General features: G+C 69.8%; 16 protein-coding genes. 12 read left to right on the plus strand and 4 right to left on the minus strand.

Annotation, left to right across the window (positions count from 1 at the left end; all coding sequences use genetic code 11):
• Positions 1 to 3: 3 nt before the first annotated feature.
• The 9 genes from AC07SQ_RS21640 (at position 4) to ispC (ending at position 9,887) form a co-directional block, all read left to right on the plus strand.
• Entirely contained in the window at positions 4 to 945 is a 942-nt protein-coding gene (locus tag AC07SQ_RS21640; RefSeq protein WP_062480112.1) for an SAM-dependent methyltransferase, read from the plus strand.
• A gap of 27 nt (positions 946 to 972) precedes the next feature.
• Positions 973 to 1,896, plus strand: a complete 924-nt coding sequence (locus AC07SQ_RS21645) for an SAM-dependent methyltransferase (protein ID WP_495272793.1) — start codon at positions 973 to 975, stop codon at positions 1,894 to 1,896.
• Between the two features lie 124 nt (positions 1,897 to 2,020).
• Entirely contained in the window at positions 2,021 to 2,893 is an 873-nt protein-coding gene (locus AC07SQ_RS21650; protein ID WP_495272923.1) for a polyprenyl synthetase family protein, read from the plus strand.
• Positions 2,894 to 2,944: 51 nt separating this feature from the next.
• Complete coding sequence (locus tag AC07SQ_RS21655) at positions 2,945 to 4,045, plus strand: Rieske 2Fe-2S domain-containing protein (RefSeq protein WP_083259397.1); 1,101 nt, start codon at positions 2,945 to 2,947, stop codon at positions 4,043 to 4,045.
• A gap of 25 nt (positions 4,046 to 4,070) precedes the next feature.
• On the plus strand, positions 4,071 to 5,024 hold the full coding sequence (gene ispH, locus AC07SQ_RS21660; protein ID WP_495272794.1) for a 4-hydroxy-3-methylbut-2-enyl diphosphate reductase: 954 nt from the start codon (positions 4,071 to 4,073) through the stop codon (positions 5,022 to 5,024).
• A 55-nt stretch (positions 5,025 to 5,079) separates the two neighbouring features.
• Entirely contained in the window at positions 5,080 to 6,228 is a 1,149-nt protein-coding gene (locus AC07SQ_RS21665) for a Rieske 2Fe-2S domain-containing protein (protein ID WP_495272795.1), read from the plus strand.
• A gap of 35 nt (positions 6,229 to 6,263) precedes the next feature.
• Complete coding sequence (locus AC07SQ_RS21670) at positions 6,264 to 7,253, plus strand: terpene synthase family protein (protein WP_070063787.1); 990 nt, start codon at positions 6,264 to 6,266, stop codon at positions 7,251 to 7,253.
• Positions 7,254 to 7,330: 77 nt separating this feature from the next.
• A complete protein-coding gene (ispG, locus tag AC07SQ_RS21675; RefSeq protein ID WP_159279642.1) occupies positions 7,331 to 8,629 on the plus strand; it encodes a flavodoxin-dependent (E)-4-hydroxy-3-methylbut-2-enyl-diphosphate synthase in 1,299 nt (432 codons plus the stop codon).
• 10 nt (positions 8,630 to 8,639) lie between these two features.
• Positions 8,640 to 9,887 carry a 1-deoxy-D-xylulose-5-phosphate reductoisomerase gene (gene ispC / locus AC07SQ_RS21680; protein WP_495272796.1) on the plus strand — a complete coding sequence of 416 codons (1,248 nt, stop codon included), beginning with the start codon at positions 8,640 to 8,642 and terminating at the stop codon, positions 9,885 to 9,887.
• Positions 9,888 to 9,981: 94 nt separating this feature from the next.
• On the opposite strand, the gene phnY is transcribed toward ispC, so the two are convergent.
• The 4 genes from phnY to psrA form a co-directional block, all read right to left on the minus strand.
• Positions 9,982 to 11,439: a phosphonoacetaldehyde dehydrogenase gene (gene phnY, locus AC07SQ_RS21685; protein ID WP_487847400.1), complete on the minus strand. Its 1,458-nt coding sequence runs from the start codon at positions 11,437 to 11,439 to the stop codon at positions 9,982 to 9,984.
• A 21-nt stretch (positions 11,440 to 11,460) separates the two neighbouring features.
• On the minus strand, positions 11,461 to 12,708 hold the full coding sequence (gene phnA / locus AC07SQ_RS21690; protein ID WP_495272797.1) for a phosphonoacetate hydrolase: 1,248 nt from the start codon (positions 12,706 to 12,708) through the stop codon (positions 11,461 to 11,463).
• 44 nt (positions 12,709 to 12,752) lie between these two features.
• Entirely contained in the window at positions 12,753 to 14,069 is a 1,317-nt protein-coding gene (locus tag AC07SQ_RS21695; RefSeq protein WP_495272798.1) for an MFS transporter, read from the minus strand.
• Between the two features lie 114 nt (positions 14,070 to 14,183).
• Positions 14,184 to 15,278: an iron-containing alcohol dehydrogenase PsrA gene (gene psrA / locus AC07SQ_RS21700; protein WP_495272799.1), complete on the minus strand. Its 1,095-nt coding sequence runs from the start codon at positions 15,276 to 15,278 to the stop codon at positions 14,184 to 14,186.
• Between the two features lie 175 nt (positions 15,279 to 15,453).
• Here psrA and AC07SQ_RS21705 point away from each other — a divergent pair, with 175 nt between their 5' ends.
• The 3 genes from AC07SQ_RS21705 to AC07SQ_RS21715 all read left to right on the plus strand — a co-directional run bounded on the left by AC07SQ_RS21705 (position 15,454) and on the right by AC07SQ_RS21715 (position 19,104).
• The gene (locus AC07SQ_RS21705) at positions 15,454 to 16,338 is read left to right on the plus strand and encodes a LysR substrate-binding domain-containing protein (RefSeq protein ID WP_159274710.1); all 885 of its coding nucleotides are present in this window, start codon (positions 15,454 to 15,456) and stop codon (positions 16,336 to 16,338) included.
• An 86-nt stretch (positions 16,339 to 16,424) separates the two neighbouring features.
• The gene (locus tag AC07SQ_RS21710; RefSeq protein WP_495272924.1) at positions 16,425 to 17,978 is read left to right on the plus strand and encodes a class I adenylate-forming enzyme family protein; all 1,554 of its coding nucleotides are present in this window, start codon (positions 16,425 to 16,427) and stop codon (positions 17,976 to 17,978) included.
• 4 nt (positions 17,979 to 17,982) lie between these two features.
• Entirely contained in the window at positions 17,983 to 19,104 is a 1,122-nt protein-coding gene (locus AC07SQ_RS21715; RefSeq protein ID WP_495272800.1) for an SLC13 family permease, read from the plus strand.
• Positions 19,105 to 19,137 lie beyond the last annotated feature (33 nt).

The raw sequence follows: 19,137 nt of genomic DNA on the forward strand, positions 1-19,137 counted from the left end.
CCGATGAGCACAGCCACCGCACGCCGTATCGATGCGCCCGCCCCGCCCTCGCTTCAAGTGATCCGGGGTGCCGAGGCCAACCCGTACCACGCCAAGGTCGAGTACACCTACCAGGACGACCCCGAGGACTGGCGCAAGGCCATCGGCGAGGACCTGATGTTCCAGTTCGGCGTCTACGACGATCCGCGCTCGGTGCCGCCGATCTCGCTCAACGAATCGGGCCTGCGCTACTTCGACCAGCAGATGGAGATCGCGGGCCTGGACCAGCCCCCGCCCTTCCCCATCCGGCGCATCCTCGACGTGGGCTGCGGTTGGGGCTTCGGCCTGCGCTACCTCGCGGAGCACTTTCCGCAGTGCCGCCAGCTCGACGGCATCAACATCAGCGAGACGCAGCTCGCGCACTGCGCCCGCTACCACGCCCAGCAGCACCTGAGCGACCGCGTGAACCTGTACCTGTGCGACGCGCAGGACGTCGCCCTGCTGCCGAACCCCGACACGCCCTACGACCTGGTGACGATCCGCGGCGTCATCTCGCACTTTCCGAACGACCTGTACGAACGCTCGATGAAGCAGGTGGCCGCACGCATGCGCCCGGGGGCCAAGGTCGTCATCTCCGACAACCTCTACAACATCCCGCTGGACAACTACCGCTCCGACATCGAGGACGAGGTCGACCGCCTCGCCTGCAAGCACCGCAAGACGCCGGCCTACTTCCGCCGCGTGCTCGAAGAGAGCGGCTTCGTGGTCGAAGACATGCGCGTACTCCCGCGCAACATCGACGTGGCGCGCTGGTTCACCGACGTGAAGGAAAACATCGAGAAGAACTTCACGCCGGACACCATCCCGCCGCCGCTGGAAGAACTGCGCGTCATGGCGGTCAGCCTCTCGGTCGCGCTGATCAAGGACAAGTTCTCGACCTACAGCGTCATCGCGCGACGCCTCTGAATTTCCCCCACAAGGAGCGCCCACACCATGCAAGCATCCGCGCAAGCCGTCGGCATCGACGTCATCCACAGCCGCAGCCTCGACCACTACCAGGACAAGATCGAGCAGGTCTATGCCGACACGCCCGACCAGTGGCGCAAGGCGATCGGCAACGAGCTCTGGTACCAGTACGGCGTGTTCGACGACAAGATGGACCCGCACGACCTCCCGCTCGACGCCTCGGGGCGGCGCCACATGGAGCACCAGTTCGAGCTCGCCGAGCAGGCCGGCGCCGACCTCTCGCCGGCCACCGTGCGCCGCGCGATCGACATCGGCTGCGGCTGGGGCCCGGTGCTGAAGTTCATCGCGCAGCGCTACCCGCAGTGCACGCGCATCGACGGCGTAAACGTGAGCCGGCCGCAGCTGGAGTGCGCGCGCGAACTCATCGCGCACGAGGGCCTGGCCGACCGCGTGCGGCTGTACCAGTGCAACGCCAAGGACATCGGCGAGCTGCCCGATGCGCAGGTGCCCTACGACCTGGCCATCCTGCGCGGCAGCCTGATCCACTTCACGCCCGAGGTGCTGGAGCAGGCCATGGCCTCGCTGTCGGCACGCATGCGCACGGGCGGCACGGTCATCATTTCGGAAAGCCTCTACAAGGTGGACCTGGCGACCTACAAGTCGCACATCCCCGACAAGGTCGACCGCGCCGCGTCGGGCTACCGCAAGACGCCCGACGGCGTGAAGCAGGTGCTCGAGCGCCACGGCTTCGCGGTGCTCGACCAGCGCGTGCTGCCGTCGAACGCGGAGGTGATCCGCTGGTACGGGCTGGTCAAGGACAACCTGGACGCGCACCACCCGACCAGCAAGACCGCCACGTTCACCGAGCTGCGCGACATTGCGGTGAGCTTCTCGGACGCGCTGCTCAAGGACAAGGCCTCGTCGTTCAGCTTCATTGCGCGGCGGACCTGAGTCCCGCGCACCGACCCGACCCCACCCCGGGAAGACCTGAGTGAACCAAGAAGCTCCGTGGCAGGACGAGGCAAGCGCGGTCCCGCGCACCGGCATCGAACCCGCCGGTGCCTTCGACGCGTGGATGCAGGGCACCACCCGCCGCATCGAAACGGCCCTCGGCCTGCACCTGCCGCCGCCCGACACCCGGCCCACGCGCCTGCACGAGGCATTGCGCTATGCCGCGCTCGGCGGCGGCAAGCGCATCCGCCCCTTGTTGTGCCAGGCGGCGGGCGCCCTCGCCGAAGCGCCGCCCGATGCGCTCGACGCCACGGGCGCCGCCATCGAGATGGTCCACGTCTACTCGCTCGTGCACGACGACCTGCCCGCGATGGACGACGACGACCTGCGCCGCGGCAAGCCCACCGTGCATGTGGCCTACGACGAAGCCACCGCGATCCTCGTGGGCGACGCGCTGCAGGCGCAGGCCTTCTTTACGCTGAGCGAACTGCCGCTGCCGGCCGAGCGTCGCACCGCGCTGGTGCGCGAGCTGGCGCAGGCCGCCGGCTCTCGCCACCTCGTGGGCGGCCAGGCCATCGACCTGCAAAGCGCGGGCCGGTCGCTGAGCCAGCCGGCGCTCGAACAGATGCACCGCATGAAGACCGGTGCGCTGATCCGTGCGGCCGTGCGCATGGGCGCGCTGTGCGGCCTGGCCGACACGCCGGCCAACGCCGCGCTGTACCGCGCGCTCGACGACTACAGCAACGCCATCGGCCTGGCCTTTCAGGTGGTCGACGACATCCTCGACGCGACCGCCGACACGGCCACGCTGGGCAAGACCGCCGGCAAGGACGCCGACGACGACAAGCCGACCTGCGTGTCGATGCTCGGCCTGGCGGCCTCGCGCGCGCTGGCCGGCGAACTGCGCGAACGCGCCCACGCCGCGCTTGCACCGCTCGGGCCCGGGGCCCGGCGTCTCGGCCAGCTGGCCGACCTGGTCATCCAGCGCGCGCACTGAGCCGCCCGCGCACAGGTGCGTCCCCCCGCCTTCGAACAAGGAGCCTCGGCCATGACTGAACCCTCGACCCGCCTCATGACCGGCCCCCACGCCGGCGAGCACGCCCCGCGGCTCGTGAGTGCCCGCAAGCCGCTGCTGCACACGCGCAGCGCCTCGGGCGACACGCGCATGCCGCTGCCCTACACCAACGGATGGTTCGCCGTGTGCTTCAGCCACGAAGTCAGGCCGGGCGCATTGATCACCGTCCCGTTCATGGGACAGGACCTGGTCGTCTACCGCACGGCGTCGGGCCTGCTTCGCGTCATCGAGCCGTACTGCCCGCACCTGGGCGCCCACCTCGGGCACGGCGGCACGATCGACGGCGAGCACCTGACCTGCGCGTTCCACGGCCTGGTGTTCGGTCCCGATGGCGCGTGCGTGCGCGCCTGCCCGGGCCAGACCCCGCCGCGCACAGCGCTGACGAGCCGCTACGCCAAGGAAGCGAACGGCGTGGTCATGGTGTGGCGCCACAGCGAGGACATCCCGCCCGAATGGGACTTTCCGAGCCTCGACCTCGACGACCGCATCTACCCGCAGTACGGACAGCGGGAACTCGACGGCTACGGCGACGCCGTGGGAGAGAACAGCGTGGACATGATCCATTTCGGATCGCTTCACGGCCTCACCGAGGCCGCGATGACGCACGAGATGGAGCAGCACACGCTCACCGTCTCGATCAGCGCGCGCTGGAAGGGCAAGCGGCTGAACATGCGCCTGACCAACTTCGGCCTCGGGCACACCCGGGCGGAAAACGAGATGCCGGAGTTCGGCCTGCGGGTCACGACGCTGGTCTATGCCACGCCCATCGCACCGCTGCGCTGGACCTTCCGCTGGATCGACATCCCCAGCGTCGCGCGGTTCGACGGTTGGCCCTCGCCCGCCAGAAAGCTCGCCTACCGCGTGCTCAACCCCATGGCGCATCGCTGGCTGATCTCGTTCTCCAGCGAGGACATGCCGTTCTGGCGCACCCGCGCCTTCCTCAAGCGCCCCGCCCTCATGGCGGGCGACCGCTCCATCGCCGCCTTCCGCCGCTGGTCCGCGCAGTTCTATCCCGCCACCCCGCCCGGCGACGCGGACACCGAGCCGGTCCTGAGAGCGTCGGCGGAACGATGAACCACCCCCACCAGGAGCTCCCACCATGCGCGTCATCCTTGCCCAGCCCCGAGGCTTCTGCGCCGGCGTCGTGCGGGCCATCGACACGGTGGAGCACGCGCTGCGGCGCCACGGCACACCGGTGTACGTGCGCCACGAGATCGTCCACAACAAGCACGTCGTCGACGGCCTGAAGGCGCAGGGCGCGGTGTTCGTCGAAGAACTCGCCGAGGTGCCCACCGACGCGGTCGCGATCTTCAGCGCGCACGGCGTGAGCCGCGCGGTGGAAACAGAAGCCCGCGCGCGCGGCCTGCGCGCGATCGATGCCACCTGCCCGCTGGTCACCAAGGTGCACGAGCAGGGGCGTCGCTATGCCGCCAAGGGCTACGCGCTGATCCTCATCGGCCACGCCGGGCACCCCGAGGTGACGGGCACGCTGGGGCAGATTCCCGCGCCGGTTACGCTGGTGCAGACCGAGGCCGACGTGGACGCGCTGGTGCTCGATGCCGACACGCCACTGGCCTACATCACGCAGACCACGCTGTCGGTGGACGACACGCGCGGCATCATCGACGCGCTGCAGCGGCGCTTTCCGCAGATCGTCGGGCCCGACACGCGCGACATCTGCTACGCCACGCAGAACCGGCAGACGGCCGTGCGCGAACTGAGCCAGCAGGTCGACGTGGTGCTGGTGGTCGGCGCGCAGAACAGCTCCAACTCGCAGCGCCTGCGCGAGATCGCAGCGCAGGCCGGCGTGCGCAGCTACCTCATCGCGCAGGGCAGCGAGCTCAAGCCCGACTGGGTGCGCGACGCCGGCGCGGTGGGCGTCACCGCCGGCGCCTCGGCGCCCGAGACCATGGTGCAGGACGTGGTCGCCGCGCTGCGCCGCCTGGCCGAGGTGGAACTGCTGACGCTGCCCGGGCGCGAGGAGCACGTGGTGTTCCGGCTGCCGGCCGAACTCGCCGCGGAGGCCGCCGCCGCCGAGGTGGCCACGCCATGACGCCGGGTGCGCGCATCGCCGCGCCCGCGCACGCCCACCGTCAACGGAGAAGATGATGACGAGAACTGCAGCCCTCCCCCAGGCCACGGCCAGCGACGTCGCCCCGCCCGCATCCGGCGGCATGCCATCGAACAGGCGCAGCACCGTGGGTGAAACACGCGCACCGCTGCCCTACCCCGACGGCTGGTTCTCGGTCTGCTTCAGCCGGGACCTCCCACCGGGCACCGTGCGCACCGTGCCCTTCATGGGCCAGGACCTGGTGCTGTACCGGACGGCCGCGGGGCGCGCCTGCGCCATCGACCCCTACTGTCCGCACCTGGGGGCCCACCTCGGCGTGGGAGGCAAGGTGCAGGGCGAGGAACTGGTCTGCCCGTTCCATGGCCTGGCGTTCAGCCCCGAGGGCGGCTGCGTGCGCACCGGGCAGGGCACCACGCCTCCCGATGCATCGCTCACGCTGCGCTACACGAAGGAAGTCAACGGCGCGGTGATGGTGTGGGCGGACCACGAGAACCGGCCGCCGAACTGGGAGGTGCCCGAGCGCGACCTGAGCGCGTTCGCATCGCCGCCGCAGCACAGCAGCCACGAGATGCGCGGCTATCCCCAGGACACTGGCGAGAACAGCGTCGACCAGGTGCATTTCGGCTGGCTCCACGGATTGACGGACACCGCCGCGACCTACGAGGTGGGCGACTGCTGGATGGAAACGCTGCTGACCGCGCGCTGGCACGGGCAGCCGATGCGCATGCGCATGCGGCAGTTCGGCATGGGCCATGTGCAGGCGGAAAGCGAGATGTCCCGCATCGGTTTTCGCGTGATCACGATGCTGTACTCCACGCCCACCGCGCCCATGGAATGGACCATGAGCTGGATCGACACCTTTGAGCTCGCGCTCTTCGAACGCCTGCCCCGGCCGCTGCGACGGGCCGCCTATGCGCTGCTGGGTCCGGTGGCCAAGCGCTGGCTGGCCAGCTTTGCCCAGATCGACTTTCCGATCTGGAACGCCCGCGCCTTCCTCGGCCGTCCCAAATTGCTCCGGGGCGATCGCGGGATTGCGGAGTTCCGGCGCTGGTCTGCCCGGTTCTATCCGCCGTCGTCCACCGACAAGCGCGTCTTTCCCATCCGCCCGGTGCCGCCGGTCTCGTCGGCGGCCTCGAGTGCGGGCGCAGCCGGTGCATCGGCAGAGCCCCTCGCGCCTGTTTCCTGACCCACGGCCCACCCCAAGACCACCGGAACCCCACCATGAACTACCCCGACCGCATCGTCTTTCCCGAAGTGAGCTTCCATATCCCGGAGATGTTCTGCAGCGTGCCCCCGAAGATCCACACCGACTACCCGGTGATCGACGAGCGCAATGCCGCCTGGGGCCGCGAGTTCCTGCCGTTTCCGGACGAAGCGACGCGGCTGAAATTCCTGCGCCTGCACCTTCCGATGTGGGATTGCCTGCTGTTTCCGATCGGCTCGGCCGACCGCATCTTCCTGACCTCGTGCGTGACGGGCCTCATCCTGGCCATCGACGACATGCCGCTGGGCCGGCACGCGGTGTGCGGCGACGGCGACGTCGCGCTGCTGGAAGGCCACCCGCTGGCACGCGCGGCCGCGGACATCTTCGGCCGGCTCAGGCAGTCCATGTCGCCGCAGGTCTACCGCCGCTATTGCCTGGAGTGGAAGGCCTGGTTCGACAGCGTGGAAGTGGAGGCCGGGCTGGTGGCCGAAGGCAAGGTGCTGCCGTACGACGAGTTTCTTGCGCTGCGCCATCCCAACACGGGGCTGCTGCCCTACTTCCCGGTCTCCGAGTTCATCTACGACCTGGACCTGACCGAGCTGCTGGCGCAGGACGCCGACCTGCAGCGCGCCATCCTGGCCACCAACGAGCACGTCGCGCTGGTCAACGACCTGCTCTCCCATCACAAGGAGCATGCCGTGGGCGTGACCCTCAACGCGATGGAAAGCCTGCGCATGGCGCACGGCCACAGCCCGCAGGAGGCCGCGGACATCCTCTGCCAGCGCATCCGCGAGGCCGACCGCACGCGCGTCGACGCCTGCGAGCTGCTGCGCCGCCGCTACGCCCATCGCCCCGACGCCGATCGCTTCGGCCTGTACCTGGACAGCTTCGGCCTGATGTGCGCCGGCAACCTGCGCTGGATCCTGGAGAACGACCGCTACGTGGACAGCCGCGGCAACGGCTGGGACTGGACGCGCTCGCGCCACGTCGTACTCGACCGCCCGTAGCGCCAGGGTGCCGCCACGATGGACCAAGGAGCCTCGACCATGCCCGGATCATCAACGCGCGTCGGCAAGGCCACGCCATGAAACCGCCCGTCGCACGCCGCCGCTCGCGGCAGGTGCGCGTCGGCACCGTGCGCATCGGCGGCGATGCGCCCGTGGCCGTGCAGGCCATGACCAACACCGACACCGCCGACGCGGCCGCCACCGTGGCACAGGTCGCTGCGCTCGCGCGCGCGGGGGCCGAGCTGGTGCGCCTCACCGTCAACAACGAGGAGGCCGCCGCGCAGGTGGCGCCGATCCGCGACGCGCTCGCGCGCCAGCAGGTGCACGTGCCGCTGGTGGGCGACTTCCATTTCAACGGCCACCGCCTGCTCGCGCAGTACCCCGACTGCGCGCAGGCGCTGGCCAAGTACCGCATCAACCCCGGCAACGTGGGCCGGGGCGACAAGCGCGACGCGCAGTTCTGCCAGCTCATCGAGATCGCCTGCCGCCACGGCAAGCCGGTGCGCATCGGCGTGAACTGGGGCAGCCTCGACCCCGCGCTGCTGGCGCGCCTGATGGACGCGAACGCGCAGGCGGCGCAGCCCCAGCCCGCCGACGAGGTGATGCGCCAGGCGCTCATCGTCTCGGCGCTGGAGAACGCCGCGCGCGCCGAAGACGTCGGCCTGCCGCCCGATCGCATCGTGCTGTCGGCCAAGGTGAGCCAGGGGCAGGACCTGATCGCCGTGTACCGCGAGCTCGCCGCGCGCTGCGACTACCCGCTGCACCTGGGCCTGACTGAAGCCGGCATGGGCTCCAAGGGCATCGTGGCCTCGGCCACCGCGATGGGCGTGCTGCTGCAGCAGGGCATCGGCGACACCATCCGCGTGTCGCTCACGCCCGAGCCGAACGGCGACCGCACGCGCGAGGTGCTGGTGGCGCAGCAGATCCTGCAGTCGATGGGCCTGCGCGCCTTCACGCCCAGCGTGACCGCCTGCCCCGGCTGCGGGCGCACCACGAGCACCTTCTTCCAGTCGCTGGCCAGCCAGATCGAAGGCTGGCTGCACGCGCAGGCGCCGGCCTGGCGCGTGCGCTTCCCGGGCGTGGAAGACATGCACGTCGCCGTGATGGGCTGCGTGGTCAACGGCCCCGGCGAGAGCCGCCTCGCGCACCTGGGCATCTCGCTGCCGGGCTCGGGTGAGCAGCCCGTGGCCCCCGTCTACATCGACGGCGAGCGCGCGCTGACGCTCAAGGGCGAGCACATCGCCGACGACTTCACGCGGCTGGTCGAGACCTACGTGGCCGCGCGCTACGGCGCCGATGCCGAGGCGCGCGAGCGGCTGGGTGCGTGGATGAAGCCGTCGTCGCGCGAGCGCGTCGTGCCGATCGCTGCCGTCTGAAGGCACCGCCATGGCCACGCAACGCCTCACCCTGCTCGGTGCCACCGGGTCGATCGGCGACAGCACGCTCGACCTCGTCGCGCGCCACCCCGACCGCTTCACGGTGCACGCGCTGACGGCGCACCGCAACCTCGACAAGCTCTTCACGCACTGCGTCGCCTTCCGCCCCGAGGTCGCGGTGGTCGGCGATGCGCAAGACGCCATGCAGTTGCAGAACCGTCTGCGCGCGGCCGGCCTGCGCACCGAGGTGATGCACGGCCCGCAGGCGCTGTGCGAGGTCGCGCAGTCGGCGGGCTGCGACACGGTGGTGGCTGCCATCGTCGGCGCGGCGGGGCTGCTGTCGTCGCTGGCGGCGGCGCGCGCGGGCAAGAAGATCCTGCTGGCGAACAAGGAGGCGCTCGTGATGTCCGGCGCGCTGTTCATGCGCGCGGTGGCCGCGCACGGCGCCACGCTGCTGCCGCTGGACAGCGAGCACAACGCGATCTTCCAGTGCCTGGCGGGCGCACCGGCCGGCGGCGCGGGCGTGCAGCGGCTGGTGCTCACCGCCTCGGGCGGGCCGTTCCTGCACCGCCCGCTGGAGGCGCTGGACCGCGTCACGCCCGACGAAGCCTGCGCGCACCCGACCTGGCGCATGGGCCGCAAGATCTCGGTCGACTCCGCGACGATGATGAACAAGGGCCTCGAGACCATCGAGGCGCGCTGGCTGTTCGCGATGCCGCCCGAGCGCATCGAGGTGGTGATCCACCCGCAGAGCGTGATCCATTCGATGGTGGCCTATGCCGACCAGTCGGTGCTGGCGCAGCTGGGCCGCCCCGACATGCGCACGCCGATCGCGCACGCGCTGGCCTGGCCCGAACGCATCGACTCGGGCGTGGCGCCGCTGGACTTCCTGCAGCTCGCCCACCTGAGCTTCGCCGCGCCCGAGCTGAAGCGCTTTCCCTGCCTGCGGCTGGCGCTGGAGGTGCTGCACGAGGGGTGCGCGGCCAGCGTGACGCTCAATGCGGCGAACGAGGCGGCGGTCGATGCGTTCCTGAACGGGCGCCTGCGCTACACCGACATTGCGCACGTGGTGGAAGACTGCCTGCAGCACGCGCCCTCGTCCGCGCACGAGAACCTCGACGACATCCTCGCGGCCGATGCGCATGCGCGCGTGCTGGCGGGTCAGGCGATCCAGCGTGCGGCGTTGCGGTCCCCATCGCCGGCTGTCCCGCTTTCCGCGTCGGTCACCTTGGACGAAGGCACGGGCGCGCGGCTGTAGCGCGACAGCCATTTGGCCGCCACGGCCAGCGCCATCGGCGGCGGGGTCTCACGCACGGCGCGCGACGCGCCATGCGCCTCGTGCGCCGCGCCGGTCACCATGGCAGCGAATAGGTCTTGGTGTTGGTGAAGCTCTTCATGGCTTCGAGCACGCCTTCCTTGTAGCCCAGGCCCGAGTCCTTGATGCCGCCGAAGGGCGTGAGCTCCAACCGGTAGCCCGGCACTTCGCGCACATTGACGCTGCCCACGTTCAGCTCGCGGATGAAGCGCGTGATGTAGTCCAGCCGGTTGGTGCAGATCGACGACGACAGGCCGTAGGCCGTGCCGTTGGAGATGCGGATCGCTTCGTCGATGTTCTTGAAGCGGATGACGGGCGACACGGGGCCGAAGGTCTCGTGCTTGGCGACGGTCATCTCGGGGTCGACGTGGTCGAGCACGGTGGGCGAGTACAGCGCGCCTCGGCGTTCGTTGCCGTACAGCAGCTTGGCGCCGGCTGCGATGGCTTCGTTGACGACGGCTTCGAACTGCTTGGCAGCCGCTTCGTCGATCACGGTGCCCATGTCGGTGTCCGGGTCCATCGGATCGCCGTACTTCAGCGCGCGGGTCTTCTCGACCAGCAGTTCGACGAAGCGATCAGCGACCGACTCATGCACCAGCATCCGCTTCACCGCCGTGCAGCGCTGGCCCGAGTTCTTGTACGACCCGTTGGCAGCCAGCGTGGCCGCTTCTTCGATGTCCGCGTCTTCCATCACGATGATCGGGTCGTTGCCGCCCAGCTCCAAAATCTGGCGCTTGTAGGTGGCCTTGCCCGCGATGTACTTGCCGATGGGCACGCCGCCCGTGAAGGTGACGAGGTCGACGTCGGCATTGGTCAGCAACTCGTCGGCGATCTCCTTCGGGTCGCCCGTGAGCACCGACAGCATCTGCGGCGGCAGGCCGGCCTCGTACAGGATGTCGGCCAGCAGGAAGGCCGTGAGCGGCGTCTTCTCGCTGGGCTTGAGCACGATGCGGTTGTTGGTCGCAATGGCCGGCGCCACCTTGTGGATCACCTGGTTCAGCGGGTGATTGAACGGCGTGATGGCGGTGATGGCGCCCAAGAGCGGCTCGCGCATCGTGTAGACCTTGCGGCTCTTGCCGTGGTGCGTGAGGTCGCAGGAGAACACCTGGCCGTCGTCCACCAGCGCCTGGTTGGCGGCGAACAGCAGCACGTCGGAGGCGCGGCCCACTTCGTACAGCGAGTCCTTGCGCGACAGGCCCGATTCGAGCGTGATGGTGCGCGACATTTCATCCAGGCGCGAGGCGATGATCTCGCCGGCGCGCATGAGGATCTTGTAGCGTTCGTAGCGCGTGAGCGTGGGCTTGTAGTCGCGGGCGATGCGCAGGGCATTGCGCACGTCGTCCAGCGTGGCCTTGGGCACGGTGGCGATCACCTCGCCGGTGTACGGGTAGGTGACCTCGATGGTGCGGTCGCGGTGGACTTTCTCGCCCGCGATGCGCAGCGCTTCGCGGTACACGGTGCCGGGCTTCAGGGCGGCGTGGTCGGACTTGCTCATGGAATGCTCCGTCAAATAAGTTCAGGCGGCGGCCACCAGTGGGCCTTGGGCGTGGTTCAGTGCGAGGTCGAGCGCGTCGAAGTTGCGCAGCCGGCGCGTGCTCGCCACGCCCGCGACGGGGCGGTTGCAGATCAAGGGCACCTTCTGCTCCGACACGCCGCCGTGCGAGCGCAGCGGCACTTCGAGCGCCGTGAGGTCGTGGCGCGTGGCCGAGGTGCCGATGACGGTGCTCTGCTCGCTGACCACCACGATGTCGCCGATGCGGTCGGGCGGCAGCTCGAAACGCTGCGCGGCCTCCTTGCGCGAGAGCACGAGCTGCATGCCGGGGATGCGCTGGATGCGGTCGATCCAGCCGGGCACCTCGTCCTCGCTCGGCACGTACACGGTGGCAAACGAGCCGAGCGCGCCGTGGTGCACCACGTACGGATCGGTGATCGGCAGGATCACGCGCGCGCGGTCCGGGCCATACCAGCCGTCGAGCACGTCCTGCAGGTAGATCACGTTGGGCGAACCGTCGGCGCCGTGCTTGTCGTTCATGCCGTGGTCGGCCGTGAGCACGATGGTGGCGCCCAGTGCATCGAGCTGCGCGAGGTAGCCGTCCATCATTTGATAGAACGCGTTGGCGGCAGGGCTGCCCGGCGCGGCCTTGTGCTGCACGTAGTCGGTGGTCGACAGGTACATCAGGTCGGGGCGGCGCGACTCCATCAGCTTCACGCCGGCGGCGAACACGAACTCCGAGAGTTCCGCGCTGTAGACCGAGGGCACGGGCATGCCGACCATGTCGAGCACGTTGTCGATGCCGTTCTCTTCCATCGTCACCTGGTCCGACTTCTCGGACGAGAAGCAGATGCCCTTCATCTTGTGGCCCAGCAGCTTGCGCAGCTTGTCCTTGGCCGTGACCACCGCGAGCTTGGCGCCCGCGTCGGCGAAGGCGGCGAGCACCGTGCCGGCACGCAGGTACTTGGGGTCGTTCATCATCACTTCCTGGCCCAGCTCGCGGTCGAAGAAGTAGTTGCCGCAGATGCCGTGCACCGCGGGCGGTGCACCGGTCACGATCGACAGGTTGTTGGGGTTGGTGAACGAGGGCACGACGCAGTCGGCCAGCAGGTCGGCGCCGCCTTTGCGCATGGCCTCGAGGTACGGCGCCACGCCGGCGGCAATGGCCGCATCGAGGTACGCGGGCTCGCAGCCGTCGACGCAGACGACGACGACCGGGCGGACCATCCAGCGGTAGCTGCGGCCGTTGACTTCGAGTGAGTCGGATTTCATGAAGAGATGCTCCTTGGCAAGTTGGGTGTGTCGGTGCGCAGGCCTCAGCGGCGGATGAACAGCGCGATGAAGGCGCTGATGAGGCAGCTGGCCGCGACGATGGGGAACACCACCGAGGTGCTGCCCGAGTGGTCCAGCATCCGGCCGATCAGCGGTTCGCCCAGGCCGGCCAGCAGGTACGAGAAGAAGTTCATGACACCGGTGGCGGTGCCGGCGCGCTTGGCGCCCACGAGGTCGGGGCACAGGGCCCAGAACGACGAGGCCGGGCCGTAGACGAAGAAGCCCGCCAGGAACAGCAGCCCCAGGCCGAGGATGCTGGTGGGCAGCAGGTACATGCCCATCGAGGCGATGGCGCCCAGCAGCATGTACAGCACGATGGCCTTGTAGCGCTTCGAGCCGAACACCTTGTCGGAGATCCAGCCGTTGGTGAGCGCGCCGAAGGCCATGCCCACGGGCAGCGCCACCGAGATCCAGGCCGGGTCGATCATGCCGTCGGCGGCCTTGGCCCAGTCCTTGCCCAGGAAGTGCACGGGCACCCAGACGATGAGGCCGTAGCGCGCCGCGTTCTGGAAGCCGATGGCCAGCGCGGCGATCATCAGCTTGGGGTTGCTCAGCACGGCCTTGTAGCGCGACCACGAGCTTTCCTGCGGCTCGCCGTCGGCCACGCCGGCCTTGTCGGCTTCCTGCGGGTTGTTGCTGGCCACGCCGGTGTCGGGCGACTTGAAGCCCAGGTCTTCCGGCCGCTCGCGGGCGATCAGGTAGAAGGCGATGCCGCCCACCAGCATCAGCAGCACGGGGAGCCGGAAGATCCAGCGCCAGTCGAGGTGCAGCACGTTGACGACGATGATCGAGGTCACGAACGACAGCACCGAGGCGCAGCCGGCGGCGAACACGTAGAAGCCGTAGACCTTGCCGCGCTCGCCCGCGCCCCACCAGTTCGACAGCAGCCGGCTGCCCGGCGCCCAGCCCAGGGCCTGGAAGTAGCCGTTGATGCCCCACGGAATGGCCAGGCTCTTGAAGCCGACCGCGAAGCTCACGACCCAGTTGGCGGCGCACGAGAGGATGGCGCCGGCGGTCATCACGCGGCGTCCGCCGAACTTGTCGCCCAGGTTGCCGTTGATGGCCTGCCCGACGGCATAGCACCACAGCAGCGAGGTCGAGGCCCAGCCGAGCATTTCCTTGGAGAGGCCGAACTCCTTCTGGATGCCGGGGATGGCGAAGCCGAAGGTCTGGCGCCCCGTGTAGAAGAAGAAGTAGCAGAACATGGCCGCCAGCAGCATCCGCCACTGCGCCTTGCGGAACGAATTGTCGAGGGGGCGGGCGTAGGTGCCCGCCTGCAGGATGGGATTGGCCGCTTGCATGGTATGTCTCCTTGTCTTGACGGGCGTGGGGCCCGTGGGGCCGGCTCGATGGCCGGCATGCTGTCTGTCTTGCCTGGCTGTCTCTGTCTTTTCTCGCTGCGCAGTCCCTGCCTGTCAGGCCAACGCCGCCGCGCCGATGAAGTTCTTGCCGCGCGCCCCGTCCATGGCGCGCGCGATCATGGCCGCCGCCTCGCTGTCCGCCACGCCATAGTCGGCAAACTCGGTCTTCACGCCAAGCCCCTGCAGGAAAGCCCGCAGTCGCTGCGTGGCGGTCGCCAGGTCGGTACCGAACAGCAGCTGCAGCGTCTGGTCGCGGTCGGGCGAGCGGGCCCAGGCTTTTTCCAGCACGAGGGGCAGCGTGAACGAGCAGGCGATGCCGTGGGCCAGGCCGTGGCGCAGCGTCATCTCGTAGGAGATGGAATGCGCCAGCGCCGTCTTGGTGTTGGAAAACGCCATGCCGGCCTTCAGCGCGGCCAATGCCATGCGCTCGCGCAGGTCGAGGTTGCCCAGGTCTTTCAGCAGCGCCGGCAGGCAGTCGAAGATGTCGCGCACGGCCGAGACGGCGAAGGTGTCGGAGACCGGGTTGGCATTGACGTTCCAGATCGCTTCGAGCGCGTGCGAGAGCGCATCGAGCCCCGTCGACACCGTGGTGCCCGCCGGCACCGAGAGCATGAGCTCGGGGTCGACGATGGCGGCCTCGGGCCAGGTGGCGTCCAGGTGCAGCGAGTACTTCTTCTGGTTGCCGGCGTCCCAGATGGTGGCCCACGGCGTCACCTCGCTGCCGGTGCCGGCGGTGGTCGGCACGGCGATCAGCGGCTTGACGCTGGCGGGCACGAAGGGCTTGCCGGTGGCCAGCAGCGCGACGAGCTCGTCGAACTGGCCGTTGGCCGTGCCCACCATCAGGGCCTTGGCCGTGTCGATGGCGCTGCCGCCGCCGACCGCCACGATGGCGTCGCAGGGCGCGTCCGACTGCCAGAAGGTGTTGTACAGGTCGCGCAGGTGGGCGACGTCGGGGTTGGGGCGCACGTCGTCGATCACGGTGACGAGCGCGTCGCCCAGCAGCGCCTGCAGGCGATCGACCAGGCCGAGCCCGCGGGCCTCGGGGAAGGTGACGAGCGCGACGCGGCGCCCCGCCAGGAGCGCGGGCAGCCGTGCGAGGCTGCCTCGCCCGGAATGAATGGACACGGGGTTGCGGTAGGCGTGGGGCATGTTTTTTGTCTCCGGTTTCTGTCTGGACCGCAGTGTCGAAGCGGCGCACCGGGGCGTCCAATCGCATTTCGCGCGTGCAACCCGTCCAAAACCGATGGATGCCTTCGGGAAAGCCTGCATAGGCGCCAGCGCCGCATCTGAGGGAGGCTCGGCGCACGCCCCTCACGATCGCCCCATGTTTCACCAGTACTACAAGTGGATCCGCTGCTTCCACGCCGTCGCCAAGACCGGCGGCTTCACCACGGCCGCGCGCTACCTGCACATCGGCCAGCCCACCGTGACCGACCAGGTCAAGGCGCTGGAAGAGCGCTTCAACGTCGAGCTGTTCCTGCGCAGCGGGCGCGCCGTGCGGCTCACGGCCGCGGGAGAGCAGCTGTATGCGATCACGCAGGGCCTGTTCGGGCAGGAGGAAGAGGCGATGCAGTTCCTGCAGCGCGCCCACAAGCTGCGCACGGGGCTGGTGCGCGTGGGCGCGGTGTCGCCGCCCATTGCACTGGAGCTGGCGCGCAGCTTCAAGCGCAGCCATGCCGGGCTCGACCTGACGGTGTCGATCGGCTCCGAGGCCTCCACGCTCGGCGGGCTGCAGGACTTCGACATCGACGTGGGCATCCTCGTGGAGCCGCCCGAGATCGAAGGCCTGCACCAGGTGCCGTACCGCGTGGAGCGCATCGTGGCCGTGGTGCCCGCGAAGCACCCGTGGGCGAAGAAACGCACCATCGCCACGCGCGACATCGCGGGCGAGCCGGTGATCCTGCGCGAGCCCGGCTCCAAGACGCGCCACCGCGTGGAGCGCGCCTGCGCGCAGCAGGGCGTGCAGATGAATTGCGTGATGGAGATCAACAGCCGCGAGGCCATCCTGCACGCCGTGGCCAACGGCATGGGCGTGGGCTTCGTGACGCAGATCGAGTGCATTCCGCTGCCCGGCCTGAAGATGGTGGAAATCGATGACGACGAGCTGTCGATCAGCTACTCGCTGTGCTGCCTGGCGGTGCGCAAGGACCGGCCGCTGATCCGCGCGCTGTTCGAGGTGGCGCAGCAGGGCGACGACACGGCCGGCTGATCGGGTTTCGTCGCGGGCGGCACACCCCGCGGCGGGCTTCTTCGCTATCCTGCCGTCTGGCCCCAGACGAAGGATCGACCTTGAACTTGCACCCCGCCCTCCAGGACGCCGCCGCGCGCGACTTCGGCACCCTTGCCGACCTGGTCCGCCTCCACGCCCAACACACGCCCGAGCGCCCCGCGCTGGCCGATGCCCAGCAGACGCTGGACTACCGCGCGCTCGACGCGCTCATGGACCGCATCGCCGCCGCCCTGCAGCGCGACGGCCTGCGCGCCGGCGACGCCATCGCCGTCTGCGCCGCCTCGTCGGTGCCCTACGCCGCCGTGTTCCTGGGCGCGCTGCGCGCCGGCGTCGCGGTGGCCCCGCTGGCCCCCGGCTCGGCGCCCGCCAGCCTGGCGCGCATGATCACCGACGCCGACGCGCGCCTGCTGTTCACCGACGCCTCGGCCGCCGAGGTGGTGGGCGCCGCGCAGGCCACGGGCCTGCCGCACATCGCGCTCGACGGTTCCAACGTCGGCCGCGCGCTCGACGACTGGCTCGCGGCCCCCGGCGCGAAGCCGGAGCCCGTCGAGGTGCAGCCCGACTGGGCCTTCAACATCATCTATTCGTCGGGCACCACCGGCGAGCCCAAGGGCATCGTGCAGGGCCACGGCATGCGCTGGTCGCACATCCAGCGCGGCGCCAAGTACGAGTACGGGCCCGAGACGGTCACGCTGCTGTCAACGCCGCTGTACTCCAACACCACGCTGGTGGTGTTTTTCCCCACCCTCGCCTTCGGCGGCTGCGTGGTGCTGATGCCCAAGTTCGACGCGCTGGGCTACCTGCAGCTGGCCGTGCAACACCGCGTGACGCACACCATGCTCGTGCCGGTGCAGTACCAGCGCCTGATGGCGCACCCGCGCTTCGACGCGCACGACCTGTCGACCTTCCGCCACAAATTCAGCACCAGCGCGCCCTTCAACGCGGCGCTCAAGGCCGACGTGCTCCAGCGCTGGCCCGGCGGGCTGGTCGAGTTCTACGGCATGACCGAGGGCGGCGGCACCTGCATCCTCGAAGCGCACCTGAACCCGACCAAGCTGCACACCGTGGGCCAGCCCGCGCCGGGCAGCGACATCCGCCTGATCGACGAGGAAGGCAACGAGCTGCCGCGCGGCGACACCGAGGTGGCCGGCGAGGTGGTGGGCCATTCGGCCGGCATGATGACCGGCTACCACCGCCAGCCCGCGAAGACGCGCGAGGCCGAGTGGTTCGACGCCACCGGCAAGCGCTTCATCCGCACCGGCGACGTGGGCCGCTTCGACGCCGACGGCTTCCTCACGCTGTTCGACCGCAAGAAGGACATGATCATCAGCGGCGGCTTCAACATCTACCCCAGCGACCTCGAAGGCGTGCTGCGCGGCCATGCGGCGGTGGCCGACGTGGCGGTGGTCGGCGTGCCGTCCGAGCAGTGGGGCGAGACGCCCGTGGCCTTCGTGGTGCGCCGCGAGGGCGACGCCACCACCGAAGAGGCGCTGCTGCAGTGGGCCAACGCGCAGGTCGGCAAGACGCAGCGGCTGGCGCGCCTGCGCTTCATCGACGAGCTGCCGCGCAGCGCGATCGGCAAGGTGCTCAAGCGCGAGCTGCGCGACCTGAGCGTCTGACCGAGTGAGCGCCGCAAGCACCGACACCGCCCCGCCCGAACACGGCGGCGGCAACGGCCTGCTGTGGGTGCTCGTGGCCGTGGCGGTCGTGTTCGCCTTCGTGCGCCCGCGCGCGCCGATGGACTGGCTGCGGCTGGTCGACTGGCAGACCGTGGGCGCGCTGGCGGGCCTGCTCGCCATCACCCAGGGCGTCGAGAAGAGCGGCATGCTGCAGGCCGCCGCGCGGCGCCTGCTGGCCCACACGCACAGCCAGCGCGGCCTGGCGATGGCGCTCACGGCCACGGCCGCGCTGCTGTCGGCGCTGGTGACCAACGACGTGAGCCTGTTCCTGCTGGTGCCGCTCACGCGCGTGCTGGCCGTGCAGGCGCACCTGCCGCTGGCGCGGCTGGTGGTGCTGCAGGCGCTGGCCGTGAACGCCGGCTCGGCGCTCACGCCCATCGGCAACCCGCAGAACCTGTACCTGTGGCACCGCTCGGGCGAGAGCTTCTTCGGCTTCATGGCCATGATGGGCCCGACCGTGGCGATCATGTTGTTCTGGCTCTTCGTGGCCGTGTGGTGGCTGGTGCCGCGCACGCCCATCGCGCTGCGCGAGGAGACCGAGGCCGCGCCCGTGCAGCCGCGCCTGCTGGCGCTGGCCGGCGTGCTGTTCGTCGGCTTCGTGGTCGCGCTCGACCGCCACTGGCTGCTGCCCGGCCTGGGCGTGGTGTTCGGCGTGCTGCTGCTCACCTACCCGCGCGTGCTGCGCGGCATCGACTGGGCCTTGCTGGCGATCATCGCGCTGATGTTCGTCGACCTGCGCCAGGCCGCCGAGCTGCCCGCCATCGCGGCGCTGCTGGGCCACGGGCCCATCGGCGAGGGCTGGCGCGCCTACCTCGCGGCCATTGCCGCCTCGCAGGTCATCAGCAACGTGCCGGCGGCGATCCTGCTCGACCGCTACGTGCACGACCTGCCCGCGCTCGCGGCCGGCGTGAGCGTGGGCGGCTTCGGCTGCGTGCTGGGCTCGCTGGCCAACCTCATCGCGCTGCGGCTGGCCAAGCTGCCGCACGGGCTGCGCGAGTTCCACCGCATCAGCATTCCGTTCTTGCTGGTGTGCGCGGCCTCGGCGCTGCTGCTGCGGCTGGGGTGATGACAGGCGGCGGGGCGGCGCGGACAATCGCTC

The organism is Variovorax sp. GW821-FHT06D12 (assembly GCF_059419205.1).